Raw genomic sequence first — 21,205 nt, 5'->3', positions numbered from 1 at the left:
GGAACAGGAGAAAAGGCATGAAGGGACTACTCGACCTTTTCAAGCAATTCACGCCCGACGAACACTTCGACGCGATCAAGATCGGGCTGGCCTCGCCCGAGAAGATCCGCTCGTGGTCGTTCGGCGAAGTGAAGAAGCCCGAGACGATCAACTACCGGACGTTCAAGCCCGAGCGCGACGGCCTGTTCTGCGCCAAGATCTTCGGCCCCATCAAGGACTACGAGTGCCTGTGCGGCAAGTACAAGCGCCTGAAGCACCGTGGCGTGATCTGCGAGAAGTGCGGCGTCGAAGTCACGCAGACCAAGGTTCGCCGTGACCGCATGGGTCACATCGACCTGGCGGCGCCGTGCGCGCACATCTGGTTCCTGAAGTCGCTGCCGTCGCGTCTGGGCCTGGTGCTCGACATGACGCTGCGCGACATCGAGCGTGTGCTGTACTTCGAAGCCTATGTCGTCGTCGACCCGGGCATGACGCCGCTGAAGAAGTTCTCGATCATGAGCGAGGACGACTACGACGCGAAGCGCATCGAGTTCGGCGAGGAGTTCGTCGCCCTGATGGGCGCTGAAGGCATCAAGAAGCTGCTCGAGGAGATGGACCTCGACGTCGAGATCGAGAAGCTGCGCGGCGACATGACCGGCAGCGAGCTCAAGATCAAGAAGAACTCCAAGCGCCTGAAGGTGATGGAAGCCTTCAAGCGTTCGGGCATCAAGCCGAGTTGGATGGTGCTGGAAGTGCTGCCCGTGCTGCCGCCGGACCTGCGTCCGCTGGTGCCGCTGGATGGCGGCCGTTTCGCGACGTCCGACCTGAACGACCTGTACCGCCGCGTCATCAACCGCAACAACCGCCTCGCGCGGCTGCTGGAGCTGAAGGCGCCCGAGATCATCGTCCGCAACGAAAAGCGGATGCTGCAGGAAGCCGTCGACTCGCTGCTCGACAACGGCCGTCGCGGCAAGGCCATGACCGGCGCGAACAAGCGCGCCCTCAAGTCGCTGGCCGACATGATCAAGGGCAAGAGCGGCCGCTTCCGCCAGAACCTGCTGGGCAAGCGCGTCGACTACTCGGGCCGTTCGGTCATCGTGGTCGGCCCGACGCTCAAGCTGCACCAGTGCGGCCTGCCGAAGCTGATGGCGCTGGAGCTGTTCAAGCCCTTCATCTTCTCGCGCCTCGAGGCGATGGGCATCGCCACGACCATCAAGGCGGCGAAGAAGGAAGTCGAGTCCGGCACGCCGGTGGTCTGGGACATCCTCGAAGAAGTCATCAAGGAGCACCCGGTCCTGCTGAACCGCGCGCCGACGCTGCACCGCCTGGGCATCCAGGCGTTCGAGCCGGTGCTGATCGAAGGCAAGGCCATCCAGCTGCACCCGCTGGTCTGCGCGGCGTTCAACGCTGACTTCGACGGCGACCAGATGGCCGTCCACGTGCCGCTGTCGATCGAAGCGCAGATGGAAGCCCGCACGCTGATGCTGGCTTCGAACAACGTGCTGTTCCCGGCCAACGGGGAACCGTCGATCGTGCCGTCGCAGGACGTGGTGCTGGGCCTGTACTACGCGACCCGTGAACGCACCAACGGCAAGGGCGAGGGCCTGGTGTTCTCCGACGTGGTCGAAGTCCAGCGCGCGCTGGACAACGGCGTGGTCGAGATCACCGCGAAGATCGCCGTGCGCCTGGTGCAGTACACGAAGAACAAGGATACCGGCGAGTTCGTGCCGGAGACCAAGCTCGTCGATACCACCGTCGGCCGCGCACTGCTGTCCGAGATCCTGCCCAAGGGCCTGCCCTTCAGCAACATCAACAAAGCGCTGAAGAAGAAGGAGATCTCCAAGCTCATCAACGTGTCCTTCCGCACCTGCGGCCTCAAGGAGACGGTGGTGTTCGCGGACAAGCTGCTGCAGTCGGGCTTCCGCCTGGCCACGCGCGCGGGCATCTCGATCGCCATCGACGACATGCTGGTGCCGAAGGAGAAGCAGGGCCTGATCGACCGCGCCGAGAAGGAAGTCAAGGAGATCGAGCAGCAGTACGTCTCGGGTCTCGTGACGGCCGGCGAGCGATACAACAAGGTCGTGGACATCTGGGGCAAGACCGGCGACGAAGTCGGCAAGGTCATGATGTCGCAGCTGTCCAAACAGAAGGTGACCGACCGCCACGGCAACCAGGTCGACCAGGAGTCCTTCAACTCCATCTACATGATGGCCGACTCCGGCGCCCGGGGTTCCGCCGCGCAGATCCGCCAGCTGGCCGGCATGCGGGGCCTGATGGCCAAGCCGGATGGCTCGATCATCGAGACGCCGATCACCGCGAACTTCCGCGAAGGCCTGAACGTTCTGCAGTACTTCATCTCGACCCACGGTGCCCGTAAGGGCCTGGCGGACACGGCCCTGAAGACCGCGAACTCCGGCTACCTGACACGCCGTCTGGTCGACGTGACGCAGGATCTGGTGGTCACCGAGAACGACTGCGACACCGAGAACGGCATCGCGATGCGCGCGCTGGTCGAGGGTGGCGAAGTCATCGAGTCGCTGCGTGATCGCGTGCTGGGCCGCGTCGCCGCCGTCGAAGTGCTGCATCCCGAGACCCAGGCGATCCTGGTGCCGGCGGGGCAGATGCTCGACGAAGAGACGCTGGACGTGCTCGAGTCGGCAGGCGCCGACGAGGTGAAGGTCCGCACGCCGCTGACCTGCGCCACGCGGTTCGGCCTGTGTGCCAAGTGCTACGGCCGCGACCTGGGCCGCGGCGGCCTGGTGAACGTCGGCGAGGCGGTCGGCGTGATCGCCGCGCAGTCGATCGGCGAACCCGGCACGCAGCTGACGATGCGTACGTTCCACATCGGCGGCGCCGCATCGCGCGCCGCCGTGGCGAACAGCGTCGAGGCGAAGAGCGACGGCATCATCGGCTTCAACGCCACGATGCGCTACGTGACGAATGGCAAGGGCGAACTGGTGGTGATCTCGCGTTCCGGCGAAATCGTCATCCTCGATCCGCACGGCCGCGAGCGCGAGCGCCACAAGGTGCCGTACGGTGCCACGCTCAACGTCACCGCAGACCAGCAGATCAAGGCCGGTACGGTCCTGGCGAACTGGGATCCGCTGACCCGTCCCATCATCACGGAGTTCGCCGGCAAGGCGCGCTTCGAGAACGTGGAAGAGGGTGTGACGGTCGCCAAGCAGGTCGACGAAGTGACGGGCTTGTCGACCCTGGTCGTGATCGACCCGAAGCGCCGCGGCGCGACCAAGGTGGTGCGTCCGCAGGTCAAGCTGCTGGATGCCGCCGGCCAGGAAGTGAAGATTCCCGGCACCGACCACTCGGTGACGATCGGCTTCCAGGTCGGCGCGCTGATCCAGGTGCGCGACGGCCAGGACCTGGCGCCGGGCGAAGTGCTGGCACGTATTCCGGTCGAAGGCCAGAAGACGCGGGACATCACCGGCGGTCTGCCGCGGGTGGCCGAGCTGTTCGAGGCGCGTTCACCGAAGGACGTCGGCACGCTGGCTGAGCGCACCGGCACGGTGTCGTTCGGCAAGGAGACCAAGGGCAAGGTGCGCCTGCAGATCACCGATCCGGAAGGCCAGGTCTACGAGGAACTGGTGCCGAAGGAAAAGAACATCCTGGTCCACGAGGGCCAGGTGGTGAACCGCGGCGAACTGATCGTCGACGGCGCGGCGGACCCGCAGGACATCCTGCGCCTGCTGGGCATCGAGGAACTGGCGCGCTACATCGTCGACGAAGTGCAGGACGTCTACCGCTTGCAGGGCGTGAAGATCAACGACAAGCACATCGAGGTGATCGTTCGCCAGATGCTGCGCCGCGTGCAGATCGTCAACCCGGGCGATTCGTCCTACATCGCCGGCGAACAGGTCGAGCGCTCGGAGCTGCTGGATACCAACGACCGCCTGCGCGGCGAAGGGAAGATCACCGCGACGCACGCCGACGTGCTGCTCGGCATCACGAAGGCTTCGTTGTCGACCGATTCGTTCATCTCCGCCGCGTCGTTCCAAGAAACGACGCGCGTGCTGACCGAGGCGGCGATCATGGGCAAGCGCGATGAGCTGCGTGGCCTGAAGGAAAACGTCATCGTCGGCCGCCTGATCCCCGCGGGCACCGGCATGGCCTTCCACGAGGCTCGCCGTGTCAAGGAAGACATGGACGAGAGCGAACGCCGTGCGATCGCCCTGCAGGAGGCCGAGGAGCTGGCGGCAGCCCAGCTGGCGGCCGTTGGCAGCGACTCGCCTTCGGACGACGCGGCCGAGTAAGCATCGGCACCGGGCCTGGCAACAGCGCCCCGGGTCGAACAAAAGGGCAGCTTCGGCTGCCCTTTTTCCTTTTTGGTGCTCCGCCACTCAGGCGGGGGCGGCAAAAGCCTGAATCCAGCGCTCCGGGGTCACCACGTCCACATCCCATCGGCGCGCACGCTTGGCCAGCTTCAACAGCGCACGATCGCGGGTGAGCAGCCAGCGGACGCGGAACACGACGGCGAAGTCGATGAACACCTGGTCGTCCGCGTCGGTGCAGTGCAACCGTTCGCCCGCGCCCGGCGCGTGCAGGGGCCGGAGCTGCGCATGCGCGTCCCAGCACGACAGCGCCTGGCTGCCCGCATCGGGCGGGCCGCCCACCCCGCGACCCAGCACGTGCGCCAATTCGTCGCGCATGCGCTGGCAGGCCAGCCACTGCACGCGGCCTGCGCGAATGGCTTCAGCGAGTGGACGCACCACGGGGTTGTCGAAGACCATCCAGTCGAGCACCACGTTGGTGTCCAGCACGGCGCTGGGGATGTTCTGCATTCCTACGGCGTTGCTTGCTGTCTCTCAGGGGTTCCGAATATACTCGCCGGTTCTTCGGCAGATCCTGCTGCGCTCTTTGTCGCCTGCTGCTTCCCGCGCGGTCCGCGTTTGAGAGTGCTTGTCAGGGGCGTTGGTGGGTCTCCCGAAAGAAACCATTGCGTGACTTCAAACGGGAACAAGTCCACATGCCTACCATCAACCAGCTCGTGCGCCATGGCCGTGAGGTCGAGGCCACGAAATCCAAGTCGCCTGCTATGCAGGGCGGCCCCCAGCGCCGCGGTGTCTGCACCCGCGTCTACACCACCACGCCGAAGAAGCCGAACTCCGCGCTTCGTAAGGTTGCCAAGGTGCGCCTGACCAACGGCTTCGAGGTCATCTCGTACATCGGCGGTGAAGGCCACAACCTGCAAGAGCACAGCGTCGTGCTCGTGCGTGGCGGCCGGGTCAAGGATCTGCCGGGTGTGCGCTACCACATCGTTCGCGGCTCTCTTGACCTGCAAGGCGTCAAGGACCGCAAGCAGGCGCGTTCGAAGTACGGCGCCAAGCGCCCGAAGAAGGCTTAAAGCCGAAAGCGCAATCGGAACTCGCCGATTGCACGTTGCGGTGAGCCTGCAGGTTCGCCGAGTAAGTGGGTGGCCTCATGTCATATGGCCGTCCGCGGTGCGGGATGAAATCCGTGCCAACTGAAGCTGAAAAGGAAGATTGAAATGCCACGTCGCCGCGAAGTACCCAAGCGCGAGATCCTGCCCGACCCGAAGTTCGGCAGCGTCGATCTCTCGAAGTTCATGAACGTCGTCATGGAGTCCGGCAAGAAGGCCGTGGCCGAGCGCATCATCTACGGTGCCCTCGACCAGGTCGAGAAGAAGGCCAACAAGGATCCGCTCGAGATCTTCATGACCGCGCTGAACAACGTGAAGCCGATGGTCGAAGTGAAGTCCCGCCGTGTCGGTGGTGCGAACTACCAAGTTCCCGTGGAAGTTCGCCCCGTCCGCCGCATGGCGCTGGCCATGCGTTGGCTGAAGGACTCGGCGCGCAAGCGTGGCGAGAAGTCGATGGCTGCCCGTCTGGCCAATGAGCTGCTCGAAGCCTCGGAAGGCCGCGGCGGCGCGATGAAGAAGCGCGACGAAGTGCACCGCATGGCCGAAGCCAACAAGGCCTTCTCGCACTTCCGCTTCTAAGCCGACCTTTCCAACGTTCCCTTGGCCGCTCCTCGGGTTTACACGAACCCGCGAGCGGCCCCTGCATTTGGAGCTACACCATGTCCCGCAAGACCCCCATCGAGCGCTACCGCAACATCGGTATCTCGGCGCACATCGATGCTGGCAAAACCACCACGACCGAGCGCATCCTGTATTACACCGGTGTGAACCACAAGATCGGCGAGGTGCACGACGGCGCTGCGACGATGGACTGGATGGAGCAGGAGCAGGAGCGGGGGATCACGATCACCTCGGCCGCCACGACCTGCTTCTGGAAGGGTATGGACATGTCCTACCCGGAACATCGCTTCAACATCATCGATACGCCGGGGCACGTCGACTTCACCATCGAGGTCGAGCGCTCGATGCGGGTGTTGGACGGCGCGTGCATGGTGTACTGCGCGGTCGGTGGCGTGCAGCCGCAGTCCGAGACGGTCTGGCGCCAAGCCAACAAGTACAAGGTGCCGCGCCTGGCATTCGTCAACAAGATGGACCGCACCGGCGCCAACTTCTTCAAGGTCTATGACCAGATGAAGGCCCGGCTGAAGGCCAACCCCGTGCCCGTCGTCGTGCCCATCGGCGCCGAAGACAACTTCAAGGGCGTGGTTGACCTCTTCAAGATGAAGGCGATCATCTGGGACGAGGCCTCGCAAGGCATGAAGTTCTCGTACGAGGACATCCCGGCCGAACTGCAAGCTGAGTGCGAGAAGTGGCGCGAAGGCATGGTGGAGGCTGCGGCTGAAGCCAGCGAAGAACTGATGAACAAGTACCTCGAGTCGGGCGAACTGACCGAGGAAGAGATCAAGCAAGGCCTGCGCATCCGGACGATCGCGACCGAAATCCAGCCGATGCTGTGCGGCACCGCCTTCAAGAACAAGGGTGTGCAGCGCATGCTGGACGCCGTGATCGACTTCCTGCCTTCGCCGATCGATATCCCGCCGGTGGCTGGTACCGATGACGACGAGAAGGAGACCACCCGCAAGGCCGACGACAACGAGAAGTTCGCGGCCCTGGCGTTCAAGTTGATGACCGACCCGTACGTCGGCCAGCTGACGTTCGTCCGCGTGTATTCGGGCGTGCTGAAGTCCGGCGACTCGGTCTACAACCCGATTCGCGGCAAGAAGGAGCGCATCGGCCGGATCCTGCAGATGCACGCGAACCAGCGCGAGGAAATCAAGGAGATCCTGGCGGGCGACATCGCCGCTTGCGTCGGCTTGAAGGACGTCACCACCGGCGAAACGCTGTGTGATCCCGACTCGGTGATCACGCTCGAGAAGATGGTGTTCCCGGAGCCCGTGATCTCGCAGGCCGTGGAGCCGAAGACCAAGGCCGACCAGGAAAAGATGGGTATCGCCCTGGGCCGTCTGGCGCAGGAAGATCCGTCGTTCCGCGTACGCACCGACGAAGAGTCCGGCCAGACCATCATCTCCGGCATGGGCGAACTCCATCTGGAAATCATCGTCGACCGGATGAAGCGGGAGTTCGGCGTGGAGGCGAACGTCGGCAAGCCGCAGGTGGCTTACCGCGAAACGATTCGCAAGGCCGTCGAGGACGTCGAAGGCAAGTTCGTTCGACAGTCGGGCGGTAAGGGCCAGTACGGCCACGTCGTGCTGAAGGTCGAGCCGCAGGAACCCGGCAAGGGCTTCGAATTCGTCGATGCCATCAAGGGTGGCGTGGTGCCGCGCGAGTTCATCCCGGCGGTCGAGAAGGGCATCATCGACACGCTGCCGAACGGCGTGCTCGCAGGCTACCCGGTGGTGGACGTGAAGGTCACGCTGACCTTCGGTTCGTACCACGAAGTGGACTCCAACGAAAACGCCTTCAAGATGGCGGCGTCGATGGGCTTCAAGGACGGTTGCCGCAAGGCCAATCCCGTCATCCTCGAGCCGATGATGGCCGTGGAAGTCGAGACGCCCGAGGACTACGCCGGCACGGTGATGGGCGATCTGTCCTCCCGCCGCGGCATGGTGCAGGGCATGGACGACATCGCCGGTGGCGGCAAGATCATCAAGGCGGAAGTTCCGCTGTCGGAGATGTTCGGCTACTCCACCACGTTGCGTTCGGCCACGCAAGGCCGGGCCACGTACACGATGGAGTTCAAGCACTACAGCGAAGCTCCGAAGAACGTCGCCGACGCGATCATCACCGCGCGCGGCAAGTAAAACGCTGTTCTAAGCCGGTCTTCGGCCGGGTGCCGTTCGCTGCCAGTGGCGAACGAGTCAGCATCCGGCCGGAAACCTAAAACCCCGCACTGGAACTGCTCTTTGATACGGAGAAATTGAAATGGCAAAAGGTAAGTTTGAGCGGACCAAGCCGCACGTGAACGTGGGCACGATTGGTCACGTGGACCATGGGAAGACGACGCTGACGGCGGCGATCACGACGATTCTGTCGGCGAAGTTCGGCGGCGAGGCGAAGGCGTACGACCAGATCGACGCGGCGCCGGAAGAGAAGGCGCGCGGGATCACGATCAACACGGCGCACGTGGAATACGAGACCGCGAACCGGCACTACGCGCACGTTGACTGCCCCGGGCACGCCGACTACGTGAAGAACATGATCACGGGCGCGGCGCAGATGGACGGTGCGATCCTGGTGTGCTCGGCCGCTGACGGCCCGATGCCCCAGACGCGCGAGCACATCCTGCTGGCCCGCCAGGTTGGTGTGCCGTACATCATCGTGTTCCTGAACAAGTGCGACATGGTCGACGACGCCGAGCTGCTTGAGCTCGTCGAGATGGAAGTGCGCGAACTGCTCAGCAAGTACGACTTCCCCGGCGACGACACCCCGATCGTCAAGGGCTCGGCCAAGCTGGCGCTCGAAGGCGACAAGGGCGAGCTGGGCGAGCAGGCCATCCTGGCGCTGGCCGATGCGCTGGACAGCTACATCCCGACGCCGGAGCGTGCCGTGGACGGCGCCTTCCTGATGCCCGTCGAAGACGTGTTCTCGATCTCCGGCCGCGGCACCGTCGTGACCGGCCGTGTCGAGCGCGGCATCGTCAAGGTTGGCGAAGAAATCGAAATCGTCGGCATCCGCGCCACGCAGAAGACCACCTGCACGGGCGTCGAAATGTTCCGCAAGCTGCTGGACCAAGGCCAGGCGGGCGACAACGTCGGCATCCTGCTGCGCGGCACCAAGCGTGAAGACGTCGAGCGCGGCCAAGTGCTGTGCAAGCCGGGCTCGATCAAGCCGCACACGCACTTCACCGCCGAGGTGTACGTGCTGAGCAAGGAAGAAGGCGGGCGCCACACGCCGTTCTTCAACAACTACCGTCCGCAGTTCTACTTCCGCACGACGGACGTGACGGGCGCGGTGGAGCTGCCGAAGGACAAGGAAATGGTGATGCCTGGCGACAACGTCAGCATCACGGTCAAGCTGATCGCGCCGATCGCGATGGAAGAAGGCCTGCGCTTCGCCATCCGTGAAGGCGGCCGCACCGTCGGTGCGGGCGTCGTCGCCAAGATCATCGAGTAATTGCGTGACGGCCCGGGTTCTTGCGAGCCCGGGTTCCACAACCTCGCAGCTTCGGCTGCCCGCTCTTTGAAGGAATCGTCATGCAAAAGCAAAAGATCCGCATCCGCCTGAAGGCTTTCGATTACAAGCTGATCGACCAGTCGGCCCTCGAGATCGTCGACACCGCCAAGCGTACCGGCGCCATTGTCCGTGGCCCCGTGCCGCTGCCGACGCGCATGCAGCGTTTCGACATCCTGCGTTCGCCGCACGTCAACAAGACGTCGCGTGACCAGTTCGAAATCCGCACCCATCAACGCCTGATGGACATCGTCGATCCGACGGACAAGACGGTCGACGCGTTGATGAAGCTCGACCTCCCGGCCGGTGTCGACGTCGAGATCAAGCTGCAGTAACGCATTGAGCCGCTTTCCAGCGGCTTGCCTGCGGTGGGTGGCTCAATCTGCTACACTCGCAGGCTTTTCGCGCCAGCCCTAAGGGGTTGGCGACGAAAACCTAGTCAACCCGGCCAATCGATGTCGGGTGTTGTGCAACCGGGCTCTCTGCATCGGCAGGGGGCTGGAGAAGAACCATGACGACCGCAAGCGCGAGCCATCGGCTCGGATTGCTGGGCCGCAAGGTGGGCATGATGCGCATCTTCACGGACGACGGCGATGCCGTGCCCGTGACGGTGCTCGACGTGTCCAACAACCGCGTCGCCCAGGTCAAGACCGTCGAGACCGACGGTTACAGCGCCATCCAGGTGGCGTTCGGCACGCGTCGCGCATCGCGCGTGACCAAGCCTGAAGCCGGTCACCTCGCCAAGGCGGGTGTGCTCGCAGGCGAAGTGCTCAAGGAATTCCGCGTGCCCGCCGAAGTGGCGGCCGAATACAAGGCTGGCGGCACCGTGCCGGTGACCTTGTTCGCCGCGGGCCAGGTCGTCGACGTGCAGGGCACGTCCATCGGCAAGGGCTTCACGGGCACCATCAAGCGCCACAACTTCGGTTCGCAGCGCGCGTCCCACGGTAACAGCCGTTCGCACAACGTGCCCGGCTCGATCTCGATGGCGCAGGATCCGGGTCGTGTGTTCCCGGGCAAGAAGATGTCCGGCCACCGTGGCGACGTCACCGTGACGACCCAGAACCTCGACATCGTGCGCGTCGACGAAGCCCGCCAGCTGCTGCTGGTCAAGGGTGCCGTCCCCGGTGCCAAGAACGGCCACGTGGTCGTGCGCCCGGCGATCAAGGCCAAGGCTGTGAAGGGAGCCCAGTGATGCAGCTCGAGCTCCTGAACGAACAAGGCCAAGCCACCGACAAGGTGGAAGCACCCGATACCGTTTTCGCCCGCGACTACAACGAAGCGCTCGTGCACCAGGTGGTGGTGGCCTACCAGGCCAACGCCCGCCAAGGCACGCGTGCCCAGAAGGATCGTGGCGTCGTCAAGCACTCGACGAAGAAGCCGTTCCGCCAAAAGGGCACGGGCCGCGCGCGTGCCGGTATGACGTCGTCGCCGCTGTGGCGTGGGGGCGGTCGGATCTTCCCGAACAGCCCGGACGAAAACTTCACCCAGAAGGTCAACAAGAAGATGTACCGCGCCGGCATGGCGTCGATCCTGTCGCAGCTCGCGCGCGACGGTCGCCTGGCGGTGGTGGATTCCTTCACTGTTGATTCGCCGAAGACAAAGCAGCTCGCCCAGAAGTTCAAGGGCATGGGTCTGCAGTCGGTCATGGTGATCGCCGACAGCGTCGACGAAAACCTGTTGCTGGCATCGCGCAACCTGGCCAACGTGCTGGTTGTCGAGCCGCGCTATGCCGATCCGCTCTCGCTGGTCTTCTACAAGAAGGTGCTGGTGACCAAGGCGGCCATCGAGCAGCTCAAGGAGATGTTTGCATGAGCACCGCTCCGCAAAAATTCGATGAGGGCCGTCTGGCCCAGGTGCTGGTCGCGCCGATCGTGTCTGAAAAGGCCACCAGCGTGGGCGAGAAGAACAACCAGGTGTTGTTCAAGGTCCTGCGCAATGCCACCAAGCCCGAGATCAAGGCGGCCGTCGAGCTGATGTTCAAGGTCGAAGTGGACTCCGTGCAGACCGTGAACCAGAAGGGCAAGGTCAAGCGATTCGGTCGTTCCATCGGCCGTCGTGACCATGTCAAGAAGGCCTACGTCTGCCTGAAGGCTGGCCAGGAACTGAACTTCTCCGGGGAGAGCGCGTAATGGCTGTCGTCAAAGTCAAGCCGACTTCGCCTGGCCGCCGTGCCGTGGTGAAGGTGGTGCACAAGCATCTGCACAAGGGCAAGCCCGAGGCATCGCTGCTTGAGCCGCAGAAGCAAAACGCCGGCCGTAACAACAACGGCCACATCACGATTCGTCACCGTGGCGGCGGTCACAAGCAGCACTACCGTGTTGTCGACTTCGTTCGCAACAAGGACGGCATTCCGGCGAAGGTCGAGCGCATCGAGTACGACCCGAACCGCACGGCCCACATCGCGCTGGTGTGCTACGCCGACGGTGAGCGTCGCTACATCATCGCGCCGCGCGGTCTGGAAGTCGGCGCGACGCTGCTGAGCGGTGCCGAAGCGCCGATCAAGGCGGGCAACACGCTGCCGATCCGCAACATCCCGGTCGGTTCGATCGTGCATTGCATCGAGCTGCTGCCCGGCAAGGGCGCGCAGATCGCGCGCTCGGCCGGCACCTCGGTGACGCTGATGGCGCGCGAAGGTTCGTACGCTCAGCTTCGCCTGCGTTCCGGCGAGGTTCGCCGTATCCACATCGATTGCCGTGCCACCATCGGTGAAGTCAGCAATGAAGAGCACAGCCTGCGCCAGTACGGCAAGGCCGGTGCGATCCGCTGGAAGGGCATCCGCCCGACCGTCCGCGGTGTGGCGATGAACCCGGTGGATCACCCGCACGGTGGTGGTGAAGGTCGTACCGGCGAAGGCCAGGTGCCTGTGTCGCCGTGGAACACGATGACCAAGGGCTACCGTACCCGCAGCAACAAGCGCACGCAGACGTTCATCGTCTCGCGTCGCAAGAAGTAAGAAGGCGGAGGACACCCATGACACGTTCTCTCAAGAAGGGCCCCTTCGTAGACCATCACTTGCAAGCCAAGGTCGAGAAGGCCGTGGCCATCAAGGACAAGAAGCCGATCAAGACCTGGTCGCGCCGCTCGACGATCCTGCCCGAGTTCATCGGCCTGACGATCGCCGTGCACAACGGCAAGCAGCACGTGCCGGTCTACGTGAGCGACCAGATGGTCGGTCACAAGCTGGGCGAGTTCGCGCTGACGCGGACCTTCAAGGGTCACCCGGCCGACAAGAAGGCCAAGAGGTAAGGGGCAGCGACGATGGAAACTCAAGCAATCGTTCGCGGCGTGCGTCTTTCCTGCGACAAGGGCCGGCTGGTGGCCGACCTGATTCGCGGCAAGAAGGTCGATCAGGCGCTCAACATCCTGACGTTCACGCCCAAGAAGGCCGCCGGCATCATCAAGAAGGCGCTCGAATCGGCCATCGCCAATGCCGAGCACAACGATGGTGCCGACATCGACGAACTGCGCGTCAAGTCGATTTACGTCGAGCAAGGCGCGACGCTGAAGCGGTTCTCCGCCCGGGCCAAGGGCCGCGGCAACCGCATCAGCAAGCCGACCGCGCACATCTACGTGACCGTCGGCAACTAAAGGAAGACCATGGGACAGAAGATCCATCCAACCGGCTTCCGCCTGCCCGTCACGCGTGCGTGGGCCTCGCGCTGGTTCGCGACGAACAAGAACTTCAGCCAGATGCTGGCCGAGGACTTGGATGTCCGCGACTACCTGAAGGCGAAGCTCAAGAACGCCGCGGTGTCGCGTGTGCTGATCGAGCGTCCGGCCAAGAATGCCCGCATCACCATCTTCTCGGCGCGTCCGGGCGTGGTGATCGGCAAGAAGGGCGAGGACATCGAGAACCTCAAGGCCGAGCTGACGCGCCGCCTTGGCGTTCCCGTCGCGGTGAACATCGAAGAAGTGCGCAAGCCTGAAGTCGATGCCCAGCTGATCGCCGACTCGATCACCCAACAGCTCGAAAAGCGCATCATGTTCCGCCGCGCGATGAAGCGCGCCATGCAGAACGCGATGCGCCTGGGTGCCCAGGGCATCAAGATCATGTCGTCGGGGCGCCTGAACGGCATCGAAATCGCACGATGCGAGTGGTATCGCGAAGGCCGTGTGCCTCTGCATACGTTGAAGGCGGACATCGACTACGGCTTCTCCGAGGCTAAGACCACGTACGGCATCATCGGTGTCAAGTGCTGGGTCTACCGAGGTGACCGACTGGCCAATGGCGAAGTGCCGGCGCTGAAGTCGGATGTGCCGGAAGACGATCGCCGTCCGCGTCGTGGTCCGCGCCCCGGTGGTGCTCCGGGCGGTCGTGGCCGTCCTGGTGAGCGCCGCGATGGCGCTGCGCCTTCGGGTGACGCCCGCGGGCCGGCCGGTGCGAAGCGCGTGCCGCGTACGGCCGCTGCACCTGGCGCCAAAGGAGAATAAACATGCTGCAACCCTCTCGTCGTAAGTTCCGCAAGGAACAGAAGGGCCGCAACACCGGCGTGGCCACGCGCGGCGCTGCCGTGTCGTTCGGCGAATTCGGTCTCAAGGCCACCGAACGTGGTCGCCTGACTGCGCGTCAGATCGAGGCGGCTCGTCGCGCGATCTCGCGTCACATCAAACGCGGTGGCCGTATTTTCATCCGCATCTTTCCTGACAAGCCGATTTCTCAGAAGCCGGCGGAAGTCCGGATGGGTAACGGTAAGGGCAACCCAGAGTACTACGTTGCCGAGATCCAGCCAGGCAAGGTGCTGTACGAGATCAACGGCGTGCCGGAAGCGTTGGCCCGCGAGGCGTTCACGCTCGCTGCAGCCAAGCTGCCCTTGAGCTGCACCTTCGTGGCGCGCCAAGTCGGCACCTGATCGAAGGAAACACCATGAAAGCATCCGAACTGCGTAGCAAGGACGTGGCGGCGCTCGAGAAAGAAGTCTCCGACCTGCTGAAGGCCCATTTCGGCCTGCGCATGCAGAAGGCGACTCAGCAACTGAGCAACCACACCGTTCTCGGCAAGACGCGCCGCGACATCGCTCGCGTCAAGACCGTCCTGGCCGAGAAGAAGAAGGAGGCCGCGAAATGAGCGAGCAAGCCACCGAGCAAGGACAAGACAAGGTGACGCCGAACCGCGTCCCTCGCTCTTTCATCGGCACGGTCGTCAGCGACAAGCGTGCGAAGACCGTGACCGTGCTGGTTGAGCGGCGTTTCATGCATGAGCTGTACGGCAAGATCGTCGCCCGCTCCAACAAGTACCATGCGCATGATGAGTCCGGTGAGTACAAGACAGGCGACGTGGTGGAAATCACCGAAGGCCGTCCCATCTCCAAGACGAAGTCTTGGCGCGTGACTCGCCTGGTCAAGAAGGCGGAAGCGGTCTAAGGCTACTTACGTTGCATCATCATGGCGGCCGGTGCACTCGAGGGTGCACCGGCCGTTTTCTTTGACTGTTGGGCCATTTCCGGCCTCTGGGGGATCGAGCCATGCTGAAAGTAGGGGACCGCTTGCCTGCGGTCACATTGCAGGAGTTCGTCGACACGGCAACGGAGGGTTGCGCGCTCGGCCCGCGACCGGTCGATGTGACGTCGGACGCGGCTGGGAAGACTGTGGCGGTTTTTGCGTTGCCAGGGGCTTTCACGCCCACCTGCTCCGCGAAGCACGTACCCGGCTATGTGGCGCTGGCGGACGAACTGCGGCGCGCGGGCGTGCATGAGATCTGGTGCGTCTCCGTGAACGACGCCTTTGTCATGGGGGCCTGGGGAAGAGAGCAAGGCGTCGCGGGCAAGATCCGCATGCTGGCGGACGGAAGTGCGGACTTCACCAAAGCTGCCGGCCTCACGCTGGATCTCACCGGGAAAGGCATGGGGGTGCGGTCGCAACGCTATTCGATGCTCGTGGTCGATGGCGTCGTGCGGGCGCTTCACATCGAGGCACCTGGCAAGTTCGAGGTCAGCGACGCCCAGACGATGTTGAAGCTCGTGCAGCAGCAATGAAGATTTTTCCCGGCGCTGTTGACATGGTGGCGCGCGGGAGCTGATAATCCACCCTTCGCCGCAAAGCTGATCCTTGCGCGCACCCGGCGCCCGCCGGCTGTGCAGGGATTGGTCAGCGGATCCGCCCACACCACGGGCCCAAGACTGCCTGACATCCCGGCCACACAGGTCGGGGTGGCTGGACAAGTTGGGATGACAACATGATCCAAATGCAATCGCGGCTTGACGTCGCGGACAACACTGGCGCCAAGTCCGTCATGTGCATCAAGGTGCTTGGTGGCTCCAAGCGCCGCTATGCCGGCATCGGTGACGTGATCAAGGTCAGCATCAAAGAAGCTGCGCCTCGTGGTCGCGTAAAGAAGGGTGAGGTTTACAGCGCTGTGGTGGTCCGCACCGCCAAGGGTGTGCGCCGCCAGGACGGTTCGCTTGTGAAGTTTGACGGCAACGCTGCGGTGTTGCTCAACGCCAAGCTGGAGCCCATTGGTACCCGCATTTTTGGTCCGGTGACGCGCGAGCTTCGTACCGAGCGCTTCATGAAGATCGTGTCGCTGGCGCCGGAAGTCCTCTGACGCTCGCTACTCAAGGACAAGCCATGAACAAGATTCGCAAAGGTGACCAGGTCGTCGTGTTGACCGGTCGCGACAAGGGCAAGCGAGGTGTGGTTGCGCAGCGCGTTGATGCTGACCGCATCGTCGTGGAAGGCGTGAACCTCGTGAAAAAGCACGTCAAGCCGAACCCGATGAAGGGCACGACCGGTGGTGTTGTCGACAAGACGATGCCTATCCACCAGTCCAACGTCGCGATCTACAACGCGGCCAGCGGCAAGGCTGACCGTGTGGGGGTCAAGGTGTTGGCCGACGGCAAGAAGGTGCGAGTCTTCAAGTCCAGCGGCGAAGAGATCAAGGCTTAAACATCATGGCGCAAGACAAAGCGGCCCAAAAGGCGGGCAAGGCTCCCAAAGCCGAGAAGTCGGTTGCGGTGCCGGCGGGTGAATCTTCTCCGGTTGGTGTGGCTCGCCTGCAGGCGATCTACCGCGAAAGCATCGCGCCGGGTCTGATCGAGAAGTTCGGCTACAAGTCGTCGATGGAGGTGCCGCGCATCTCCAAGATCACGTTGAACATGGGTGTCAGCGAGGCGGTTTCGGACAAGAAGGTCATGGACCACGCTGTGGCCGATCTGACCAAGATTGCCGGACAGAAGCCCGTGGTGACCAAGTCCAAGAAGGCGATCGCGGGTTTCAAGATTCGAGATGGCGTGCCCATCGGCTGCATGGTTACTCTGCGCGGCGTTCGGATGTACGAGTTTCTTGACCGCTTCGTGACCGTGGCGCTGCCGCGTGTTCGCGATTTCCGTGGTATCTCTGGCCGTGCTTTCGATGGTCGAGGCAACTACAACATCGGCGTCAAAGAGCAGATCATCTTCCCGGAAGTCGATTACGACAAGGTGGATGCGCTGCGCGGTCTGAACATCAGTATCACGACCACCGCCAAGACCGACGACGAAGCCAAGGCGTTGCTGACGGCCTTCCGCTTCCCGTTCAAGAACTGAGGTGCCTCGTGGCCAAAGTTTCCCTGATCCAACGTGAACTGAAGCGCGAGCAACTCGCTGCCAAGTATTCCAAGAAGTACAACGAGCTCAAGGCCGTCATCAACGACGCCAAGCGCACGGAAGAAGAGCGTTACGCTGCTCGCCTGGAACTTCAAAAGCTGCCGCGCAACGCTTATCCGACGCGCCAGCGTAACCGTTGTGAGTTGACCGGGCGGCCTCGTGGCACGTTCCGCAAGTTTGGGCTGGCTCGCAGCAAGATCCGTGACTTGGCGTTCAAGGGTGATATCCCTGGCGTCATCAAAGCCAGCTGGTAATCGGCAGTCGAAGGAGATCCATAAATGAGCATGAGTGATCCGATCGCCGACATGCTGACTCGCATCCGCAACGCGCAGATGGTCGAGAAAGCTACGGTGACGATGCCGGCTTCAAAGCTGAAAGTTGCGATTGCCCAGGTCCTGAAGGATGAGGGCTACATCGACGGTTTCGCGGTGAAGGGCGACAGCAAGGCTGAGCTCGAGGTGACGCTGAAGTACTACGCCGGACGCCCGGTGATCGAGCGTATCGAGCGTGTCAGCCGCCCGGGCTTGCGGGTCTACAAGGGCCGGCACGACATCCCGCAGGTGATGAATGGCCTGGGAGTGGCGATCGTCACGACGCCGCGTGGTGTGATGACCGATCGCAAGGCGCGTCAAGCTGGTATCGGCGGCGAAGTCCTTTGCTACGTCGCATAAGGAGAGGCTGAAAATGTCCCGCGTAGGAAAGATGCCGATTGCCGTGCCGCAAGGCGTGGAAGTCGCAATCAAGGGCGGCCAGATTATGGTGAAGGGTGCGCTGGGCTCTTTGTCCCGCCCTTCCCACAGCTTGGTTGAAGTGAAGGCTGATGCTGGCAATCTGCTGGTATCGCCCGTGGATGAAAGCGCGACTGCAAATGCCATGAGCGGCACAGTTCGTGCGCTGGTTGCGAACATGGTCACCGGCGTCAGCAAGGGTTTCGAGCGTAAGCTCAACCTCGTCGGCGTGGGCTTTCGTGCCCAAGCCCAAGGCCAAAAGCTGAATTTGCAGATTGGTTTTTCGCACCCGGTGGTGAAGGACATGCCTGCGGGGATCACGGTCACGTGCCCCACGCAGACGGAGATCGTCATCAAGGGCGCAGATCGTCAAGTCGTGGGCCAAATTGCTGCTGAAGTGCGCGCTTTCAGGCCGCCCGAGCCCTACAAGGGCAAAGGGATCCGCTACAGCGACGAACGCGTGGTTCTCAAAGAGACCAAGAAGAAGTAAGGAGCGGGCAGATCATGACGATGACGACCAAAAAGGAACAGCGGCTGCGCCGCTCGCGTCAGACGCGTGCGCGTATCGCGATCCAGCGCGTGGCGCGCCTGACCGTGTTCCGGTCAAACCTCCACATCTACGCCAGCGTCGTTTCCGACGATGGTACGAAGGTGCTGGCCAGCGCTTCGACCGCAGAGAAGGAAGTGCGCGACCAACTTGGCGCCGCCGGCAAGGGCGGAAATGCCGCGGCGGCCACCATCATCGGCAAGCGCATTGCGGAGCGGGCAAAGGCAGCTGGCATCGACAAGGTCGCATTCGACCGGGCTGGTTTCGCTTATCACGGTCGCGTGAAGGCGCTTGCAGAGGCGGCGCGCGAAGCCGGCCTGCAGTTCTGATCGGATTGAGGAACTAGAACATGGCGAAGTTTCAACCTCGCGCCCAGACCGAAGGCAATGACGACGGTCTGAAGGAAAAGATGATCGCGGTGAACCGCGTCACCAAGGTGGTCAAAGGCGGTCGCACGCTGAGTTTTGCGGCGCTGACGGTCGTTGGCGATGGCGATGGCCGGATCGGCATGGGCAAGGGCAAGGCCAAGGAAGTGCCGGTAGCGGTGCAAAAGGCCATGGACTCTGCGCGCCGCAACATGGTCAAGGTCTCGCTGAAGAACGGCACCATTCACCACACCGTGCGTGGAGTTCATGGCGCCGCCAAGGTGATGATGGCGCCGGCGAAGCCGGGTGACGGGATCATCGCCGGTGGCCCCATGCGCGCCGTCTTCGAAGTCATGGGTGTGACCGACATCGTGGCCAAGAGCTTCGGCTCGACCAATCCGTACAACATGGTTCGCGCGACGCTCGACGCGCTGAAGAACTCTACGACGCCTGCTGCTGTCGCTGCGAAGCGTGGCAAGACGGTCGAAGAACTCTTCAACTGAGCCGCCGCCTGATCGGGAAATTCACATGTCCGACAAGAAAACGCTGACCGTCAAGTTGGTCAAAAGTGTCGCAGGCACGCGCCAGTCGCACCGCGATACGGTGCGTGGCTTGGGGCTGCGCAAGCTCAACAGCGAGCGCCAGTTGGAAGACACGGCCGCTGTCCGCGGAATGATCAACAAGGTTTCTTACCTCGTTAAGGTGCTCTGATGCAACTCAACACGATCAAGCCGGGTAGCGGCTCGAAACATGCAAAGCGTCGTGTAGGGCGCGGTATCGGTTCTGGTCTTGGCAAGACTGCGGGACGGGGGCACAAAGGCCAGAAGTCTCGCGCTGGTGGCTACCACAAGGTGGGCTTCGAAGGCGGCCAAATGCCGCTGCAGCGGCGCTTGCCCAAGCGTGGCTTCAAGTCCATGTCGCTGAAGTTCAACGCCGAGATCACGTTGGCCGATCTGCAATTGCTGGACGCGGACGAAGTGACGCTGGTGACGCTGAAGCAAGCTGGCCTGGTCGGTGAGCTGGCGAGGGTCGTGAAAGTGATCAAGTCCGGCGAACTCAGCAAGAAGGTCGCGCTGCAAGGCGTCGGTGCTACTGCAGCAGCCAAGGCCGCTATCGAGGCTGCCGGCGGCTCGCTCGCCTGATATCGCGCACGGCGCAAGGACGATTTCGCGTGGCAACCAACGCCAATCAGCTAGCCAAAAGTGGGAAATTCGGCGACCTGCGTCGTCGCCTCGTTTTCTTGCTGTTGGCGCTGGTCGTCTACCGCATTGGTGCTCATGTGCCCGTGCCAGGTATCGATCCAGTACAACTGCAGCAGCTCTTCAAGAGTCAGGGCGGCGGCATTCTGAACTTGTTCAACATGTTCTCGGGTGGTGCGCTGTCGCGCTTCACCGTGTTCGCGTTGGGCATCATGCCGTACATATCTGCGTCGATCATCATGCAGTTGATGACCTACGTCGTACCGTCGCTGGAGGCGTTGAAGAAGGAAGGCGAAGCCGGCCGCAGAAAGATCACGCAGTACACCCGTTACGGTACGCTGGGGCTCGCCATATTCCAATCCCTGGGCATTGCGCTGGCGCTGGAAGGCTCTCCGGGACTGGTGCTTGCGCCGGGCTTTGGCTTCCGCCTGACGACAGTGGTGAGCCTGGTGGCCGGCACCATGTTCTTGATGTGGCTGGGCGAGCAAATCACTGAGCGGGGGCTGGGTAATGGCATTTCGATCCTGATCTTTGCCGGCATCGCGGCGGGTCTGCCGAGCGCCATAGGTGGTTTGTTCGAGCTGGTGCGTACCGGCGCGATGAGCACCATTGCAGCTCTGTTCATCATTGCGGTGGTTGTGCTGGTGACTTTCGCGGTCGTGTTTGTAGAGCGAGGTCAGCGGAAGATACTCGTCAACTATGCCAAGCGCCAAGTTGGCAATAAGGTCTACGGCGGGCAGTCGTCGCACCTGCCGCTGAAGCTGAACATGTCGGGCGTGATTCCGCCGATCTTTGCATCGTCGATCATTCTGCTGCCCGCAACCGTGGTGGGTTGGTTTGCCACGGGCGAAGGTCTCCAGTGGTTGAAGGATATCTCATCCGCGTTGTCGCCCGGGCAGCCGATCTACGTGATGCTCTACGCTGCGATGATTGTGTTCTTCTGTTTCTTTTATACGGCGCTGGTATTTAACAGTCGTGAAACAGCGGACAACCTGAAAAAGAGCGGCGCATTTATTCCAGGTATTCGCCCCGGTGATCAAACGGCCAAGTACATCGACCGAATTCTGTCTCGGTTGACATTGTCTGGTGCCGTCTATATTACGGCGGTCTGCTTGTTACCCGAGTTTCTAGTCCTGAAGTACAACGTTCCGTTTTACTTCGGTGGCACGTCCTTGCTTATCATCGTCGTCGTGACCATGGACTTCTGGGCTCAAGTCCAGAGCTATGTGATGAGCCAGCAGTATGAGTCGTTGCTGAAGAAGGCCAACTTCAAGGCGAGCTGAG

At 62.7% G+C, this 21,205-nt stretch carries 29 protein-coding genes; 28 read left to right on the top strand and 1 reads right to left on the bottom strand.

Annotation, left to right across the window (positions count from 1 at the left end; translation table 11 throughout):
- Window positions 1–17: 17 nt before the first annotated feature.
- Window positions 18–4,244, top strand: a complete 4,227-nt coding sequence (gene rpoC / locus V4F39_RS15375; RefSeq protein WP_332290472.1) for a DNA-directed RNA polymerase subunit beta' — start codon at window positions 18–20, stop codon at window positions 4,242–4,244.
- An 87-nt stretch (window positions 4,245–4,331) separates the two neighbouring features.
- On the opposite strand, the gene V4F39_RS15370 is transcribed toward rpoC, so the two are convergent.
- Entirely contained in the window at window positions 4,332–4,772 is a 441-nt protein-coding gene (locus V4F39_RS15370; RefSeq protein ID WP_332290471.1) for a PIN domain-containing protein, read from the bottom strand.
- A gap of 185 nt (window positions 4,773–4,957) precedes the next feature.
- Between V4F39_RS15370 and rpsL the strand changes: the two genes are divergently transcribed.
- The 27 genes from rpsL (at window position 4,958) to secY (ending at window position 21,204) form a co-directional block, all read left to right on the top strand.
- The gene (gene rpsL / locus V4F39_RS15365) at window positions 4,958–5,335 is read left to right on the top strand and encodes a 30S ribosomal protein S12 (RefSeq protein WP_250198100.1); all 378 of its coding nucleotides are present in this window, start codon (window positions 4,958–4,960) and stop codon (window positions 5,333–5,335) included.
- Window positions 5,336–5,479: 144 nt separating this feature from the next.
- Window positions 5,480–5,950, top strand: coding sequence for a 30S ribosomal protein S7 (gene rpsG / locus V4F39_RS15360; RefSeq protein WP_046116048.1), 471 nt, complete (start codon window positions 5,480–5,482; stop codon window positions 5,948–5,950).
- Between the two features lie 80 nt (window positions 5,951–6,030).
- Window positions 6,031–8,133 carry an elongation factor G gene (gene fusA, locus V4F39_RS15355; RefSeq protein WP_332290469.1) on the top strand — a complete coding sequence of 701 codons (2,103 nt, stop codon included), beginning with the start codon at window positions 6,031–6,033 and terminating at the stop codon, window positions 8,131–8,133.
- 121 nt (window positions 8,134–8,254) lie between these two features.
- Complete coding sequence (gene tuf / locus V4F39_RS15350; RefSeq protein WP_332290467.1) at window positions 8,255–9,445, top strand: elongation factor Tu; 1,191 nt, start codon at window positions 8,255–8,257, stop codon at window positions 9,443–9,445.
- 80 nt (window positions 9,446–9,525) lie between these two features.
- Window positions 9,526–9,837, top strand: a complete 312-nt coding sequence (rpsJ, locus tag V4F39_RS15345; RefSeq protein WP_046110754.1) for a 30S ribosomal protein S10 — start codon at window positions 9,526–9,528, stop codon at window positions 9,835–9,837.
- Window positions 9,838–10,013: 176 nt separating this feature from the next.
- Window positions 10,014–10,694, top strand: coding sequence for a 50S ribosomal protein L3 (gene rplC, locus V4F39_RS15340; protein WP_332290466.1), 681 nt, complete (start codon window positions 10,014–10,016; stop codon window positions 10,692–10,694).
- Window positions 10,694–11,314: a 50S ribosomal protein L4 gene (rplD, locus tag V4F39_RS15335; protein WP_332290465.1), complete on the top strand. Its 621-nt coding sequence runs from the start codon at window positions 10,694–10,696 to the stop codon at window positions 11,312–11,314. The genes rplC and rplD overlap by 1 nt, the downstream gene beginning before the upstream one ends.
- A complete protein-coding gene (gene rplW, locus V4F39_RS15330; RefSeq protein WP_332290464.1) occupies window positions 11,311–11,631 on the top strand; it encodes a 50S ribosomal protein L23 in 321 nt (106 codons plus the stop codon). The genes rplD and rplW overlap by 4 nt, the downstream gene beginning before the upstream one ends.
- On the top strand, window positions 11,631–12,455 hold the full coding sequence (gene rplB / locus V4F39_RS15325; RefSeq protein WP_332290463.1) for a 50S ribosomal protein L2: 825 nt from the start codon (window positions 11,631–11,633) through the stop codon (window positions 12,453–12,455). The genes rplW and rplB overlap by 1 nt, the downstream gene beginning before the upstream one ends.
- A 17-nt stretch (window positions 12,456–12,472) precedes the next feature.
- A complete protein-coding gene (rpsS, locus tag V4F39_RS15320) occupies window positions 12,473–12,748 on the top strand; it encodes a 30S ribosomal protein S19 (RefSeq protein ID WP_332290462.1) in 276 nt (91 codons plus the stop codon).
- A 12-nt stretch (window positions 12,749–12,760) separates the two neighbouring features.
- Entirely contained in the window at window positions 12,761–13,090 is a 330-nt protein-coding gene (gene rplV / locus V4F39_RS15315) for a 50S ribosomal protein L22 (RefSeq protein ID WP_046110760.1), read from the top strand.
- A 9-nt stretch (window positions 13,091–13,099) separates the two neighbouring features.
- Entirely contained in the window at window positions 13,100–13,933 is an 834-nt protein-coding gene (gene rpsC / locus V4F39_RS15310) for a 30S ribosomal protein S3 (RefSeq protein ID WP_332290461.1), read from the top strand.
- Window positions 13,934–13,935: 2 nt separating this feature from the next.
- Entirely contained in the window at window positions 13,936–14,352 is a 417-nt protein-coding gene (gene rplP / locus V4F39_RS15305) for a 50S ribosomal protein L16 (RefSeq protein ID WP_250198092.1), read from the top strand.
- A gap of 14 nt (window positions 14,353–14,366) precedes the next feature.
- Complete coding sequence (gene rpmC, locus V4F39_RS15300) at window positions 14,367–14,567, top strand: 50S ribosomal protein L29 (RefSeq protein ID WP_332290458.1); 201 nt, start codon at window positions 14,367–14,369, stop codon at window positions 14,565–14,567.
- On the top strand, window positions 14,564–14,863 hold the full coding sequence (gene rpsQ / locus V4F39_RS15295) for a 30S ribosomal protein S17 (RefSeq protein ID WP_332290456.1): 300 nt from the start codon (window positions 14,564–14,566) through the stop codon (window positions 14,861–14,863). Before rpmC ends, rpsQ begins: the two co-directional genes overlap by 4 nt.
- Before the next feature lie 101 nt (window positions 14,864–14,964).
- Complete coding sequence (locus tag V4F39_RS15290) at window positions 14,965–15,474, top strand: peroxiredoxin (protein ID WP_332290455.1); 510 nt, start codon at window positions 14,965–14,967, stop codon at window positions 15,472–15,474.
- Window positions 15,475–15,674: 200 nt separating this feature from the next.
- On the top strand, window positions 15,675–16,043 hold the full coding sequence (gene rplN, locus V4F39_RS15285; protein ID WP_011831006.1) for a 50S ribosomal protein L14: 369 nt from the start codon (window positions 15,675–15,677) through the stop codon (window positions 16,041–16,043).
- 23 nt (window positions 16,044–16,066) lie between these two features.
- Window positions 16,067–16,384: a 50S ribosomal protein L24 gene (rplX, locus tag V4F39_RS15280; protein WP_332290452.1), complete on the top strand. Its 318-nt coding sequence runs from the start codon at window positions 16,067–16,069 to the stop codon at window positions 16,382–16,384.
- A 98-nt stretch (window positions 16,385–16,482) separates the two neighbouring features.
- Window positions 16,483–17,022, top strand: coding sequence for a 50S ribosomal protein L5 (gene rplE / locus V4F39_RS15275; RefSeq protein ID WP_332290592.1), 540 nt, complete (start codon window positions 16,483–16,485; stop codon window positions 17,020–17,022).
- An 8-nt stretch (window positions 17,023–17,030) separates the two neighbouring features.
- Window positions 17,031–17,336, top strand: coding sequence for a 30S ribosomal protein S14 (gene rpsN / locus V4F39_RS15270; protein ID WP_332290451.1), 306 nt, complete (start codon window positions 17,031–17,033; stop codon window positions 17,334–17,336).
- Window positions 17,337–17,360: 24 nt separating this feature from the next.
- The gene (rpsH, locus tag V4F39_RS15265) at window positions 17,361–17,753 is read left to right on the top strand and encodes a 30S ribosomal protein S8 (RefSeq protein ID WP_332290450.1); all 393 of its coding nucleotides are present in this window, start codon (window positions 17,361–17,363) and stop codon (window positions 17,751–17,753) included.
- A 13-nt stretch (window positions 17,754–17,766) separates the two neighbouring features.
- Complete coding sequence (gene rplF / locus V4F39_RS15260; protein WP_332290449.1) at window positions 17,767–18,300, top strand: 50S ribosomal protein L6; 534 nt, start codon at window positions 17,767–17,769, stop codon at window positions 18,298–18,300.
- 20 nt (window positions 18,301–18,320) lie between these two features.
- Window positions 18,321–18,686, top strand: coding sequence for a 50S ribosomal protein L18 (gene rplR, locus V4F39_RS15255; protein WP_332290590.1), 366 nt, complete (start codon window positions 18,321–18,323; stop codon window positions 18,684–18,686).
- Between the two features lie 20 nt (window positions 18,687–18,706).
- Window positions 18,707–19,225 carry a 30S ribosomal protein S5 gene (gene rpsE, locus V4F39_RS15250; protein WP_332290448.1) on the top strand — a complete coding sequence of 173 codons (519 nt, stop codon included), beginning with the start codon at window positions 18,707–18,709 and terminating at the stop codon, window positions 19,223–19,225.
- A gap of 25 nt (window positions 19,226–19,250) precedes the next feature.
- Complete coding sequence (gene rpmD, locus V4F39_RS15245; RefSeq protein WP_332290447.1) at window positions 19,251–19,433, top strand: 50S ribosomal protein L30; 183 nt, start codon at window positions 19,251–19,253, stop codon at window positions 19,431–19,433.
- The gene (gene rplO / locus V4F39_RS15240) at window positions 19,433–19,864 is read left to right on the top strand and encodes a 50S ribosomal protein L15 (protein WP_332290446.1); all 432 of its coding nucleotides are present in this window, start codon (window positions 19,433–19,435) and stop codon (window positions 19,862–19,864) included. The genes rpmD and rplO overlap by 1 nt, the downstream gene beginning before the upstream one ends.
- A 29-nt stretch (window positions 19,865–19,893) precedes the next feature.
- Window positions 19,894–21,204, top strand: coding sequence for a preprotein translocase subunit SecY (secY, locus tag V4F39_RS15235; RefSeq protein WP_332290445.1), 1,311 nt, complete (start codon window positions 19,894–19,896; stop codon window positions 21,202–21,204).
- Window position 21,205: the final 1 nt, after the last annotated feature.

Source organism: Aquincola agrisoli, assembly GCF_036621135.1.
Classification (GTDB): Bacteria; Pseudomonadota; Gammaproteobacteria; order Burkholderiales; family Burkholderiaceae_C; genus Aquincola; species Aquincola agrisoli.
Note: the sequence above shows the minus strand (reverse complement) of the source record. Positions and strands in the feature narration are given on the sequence as shown.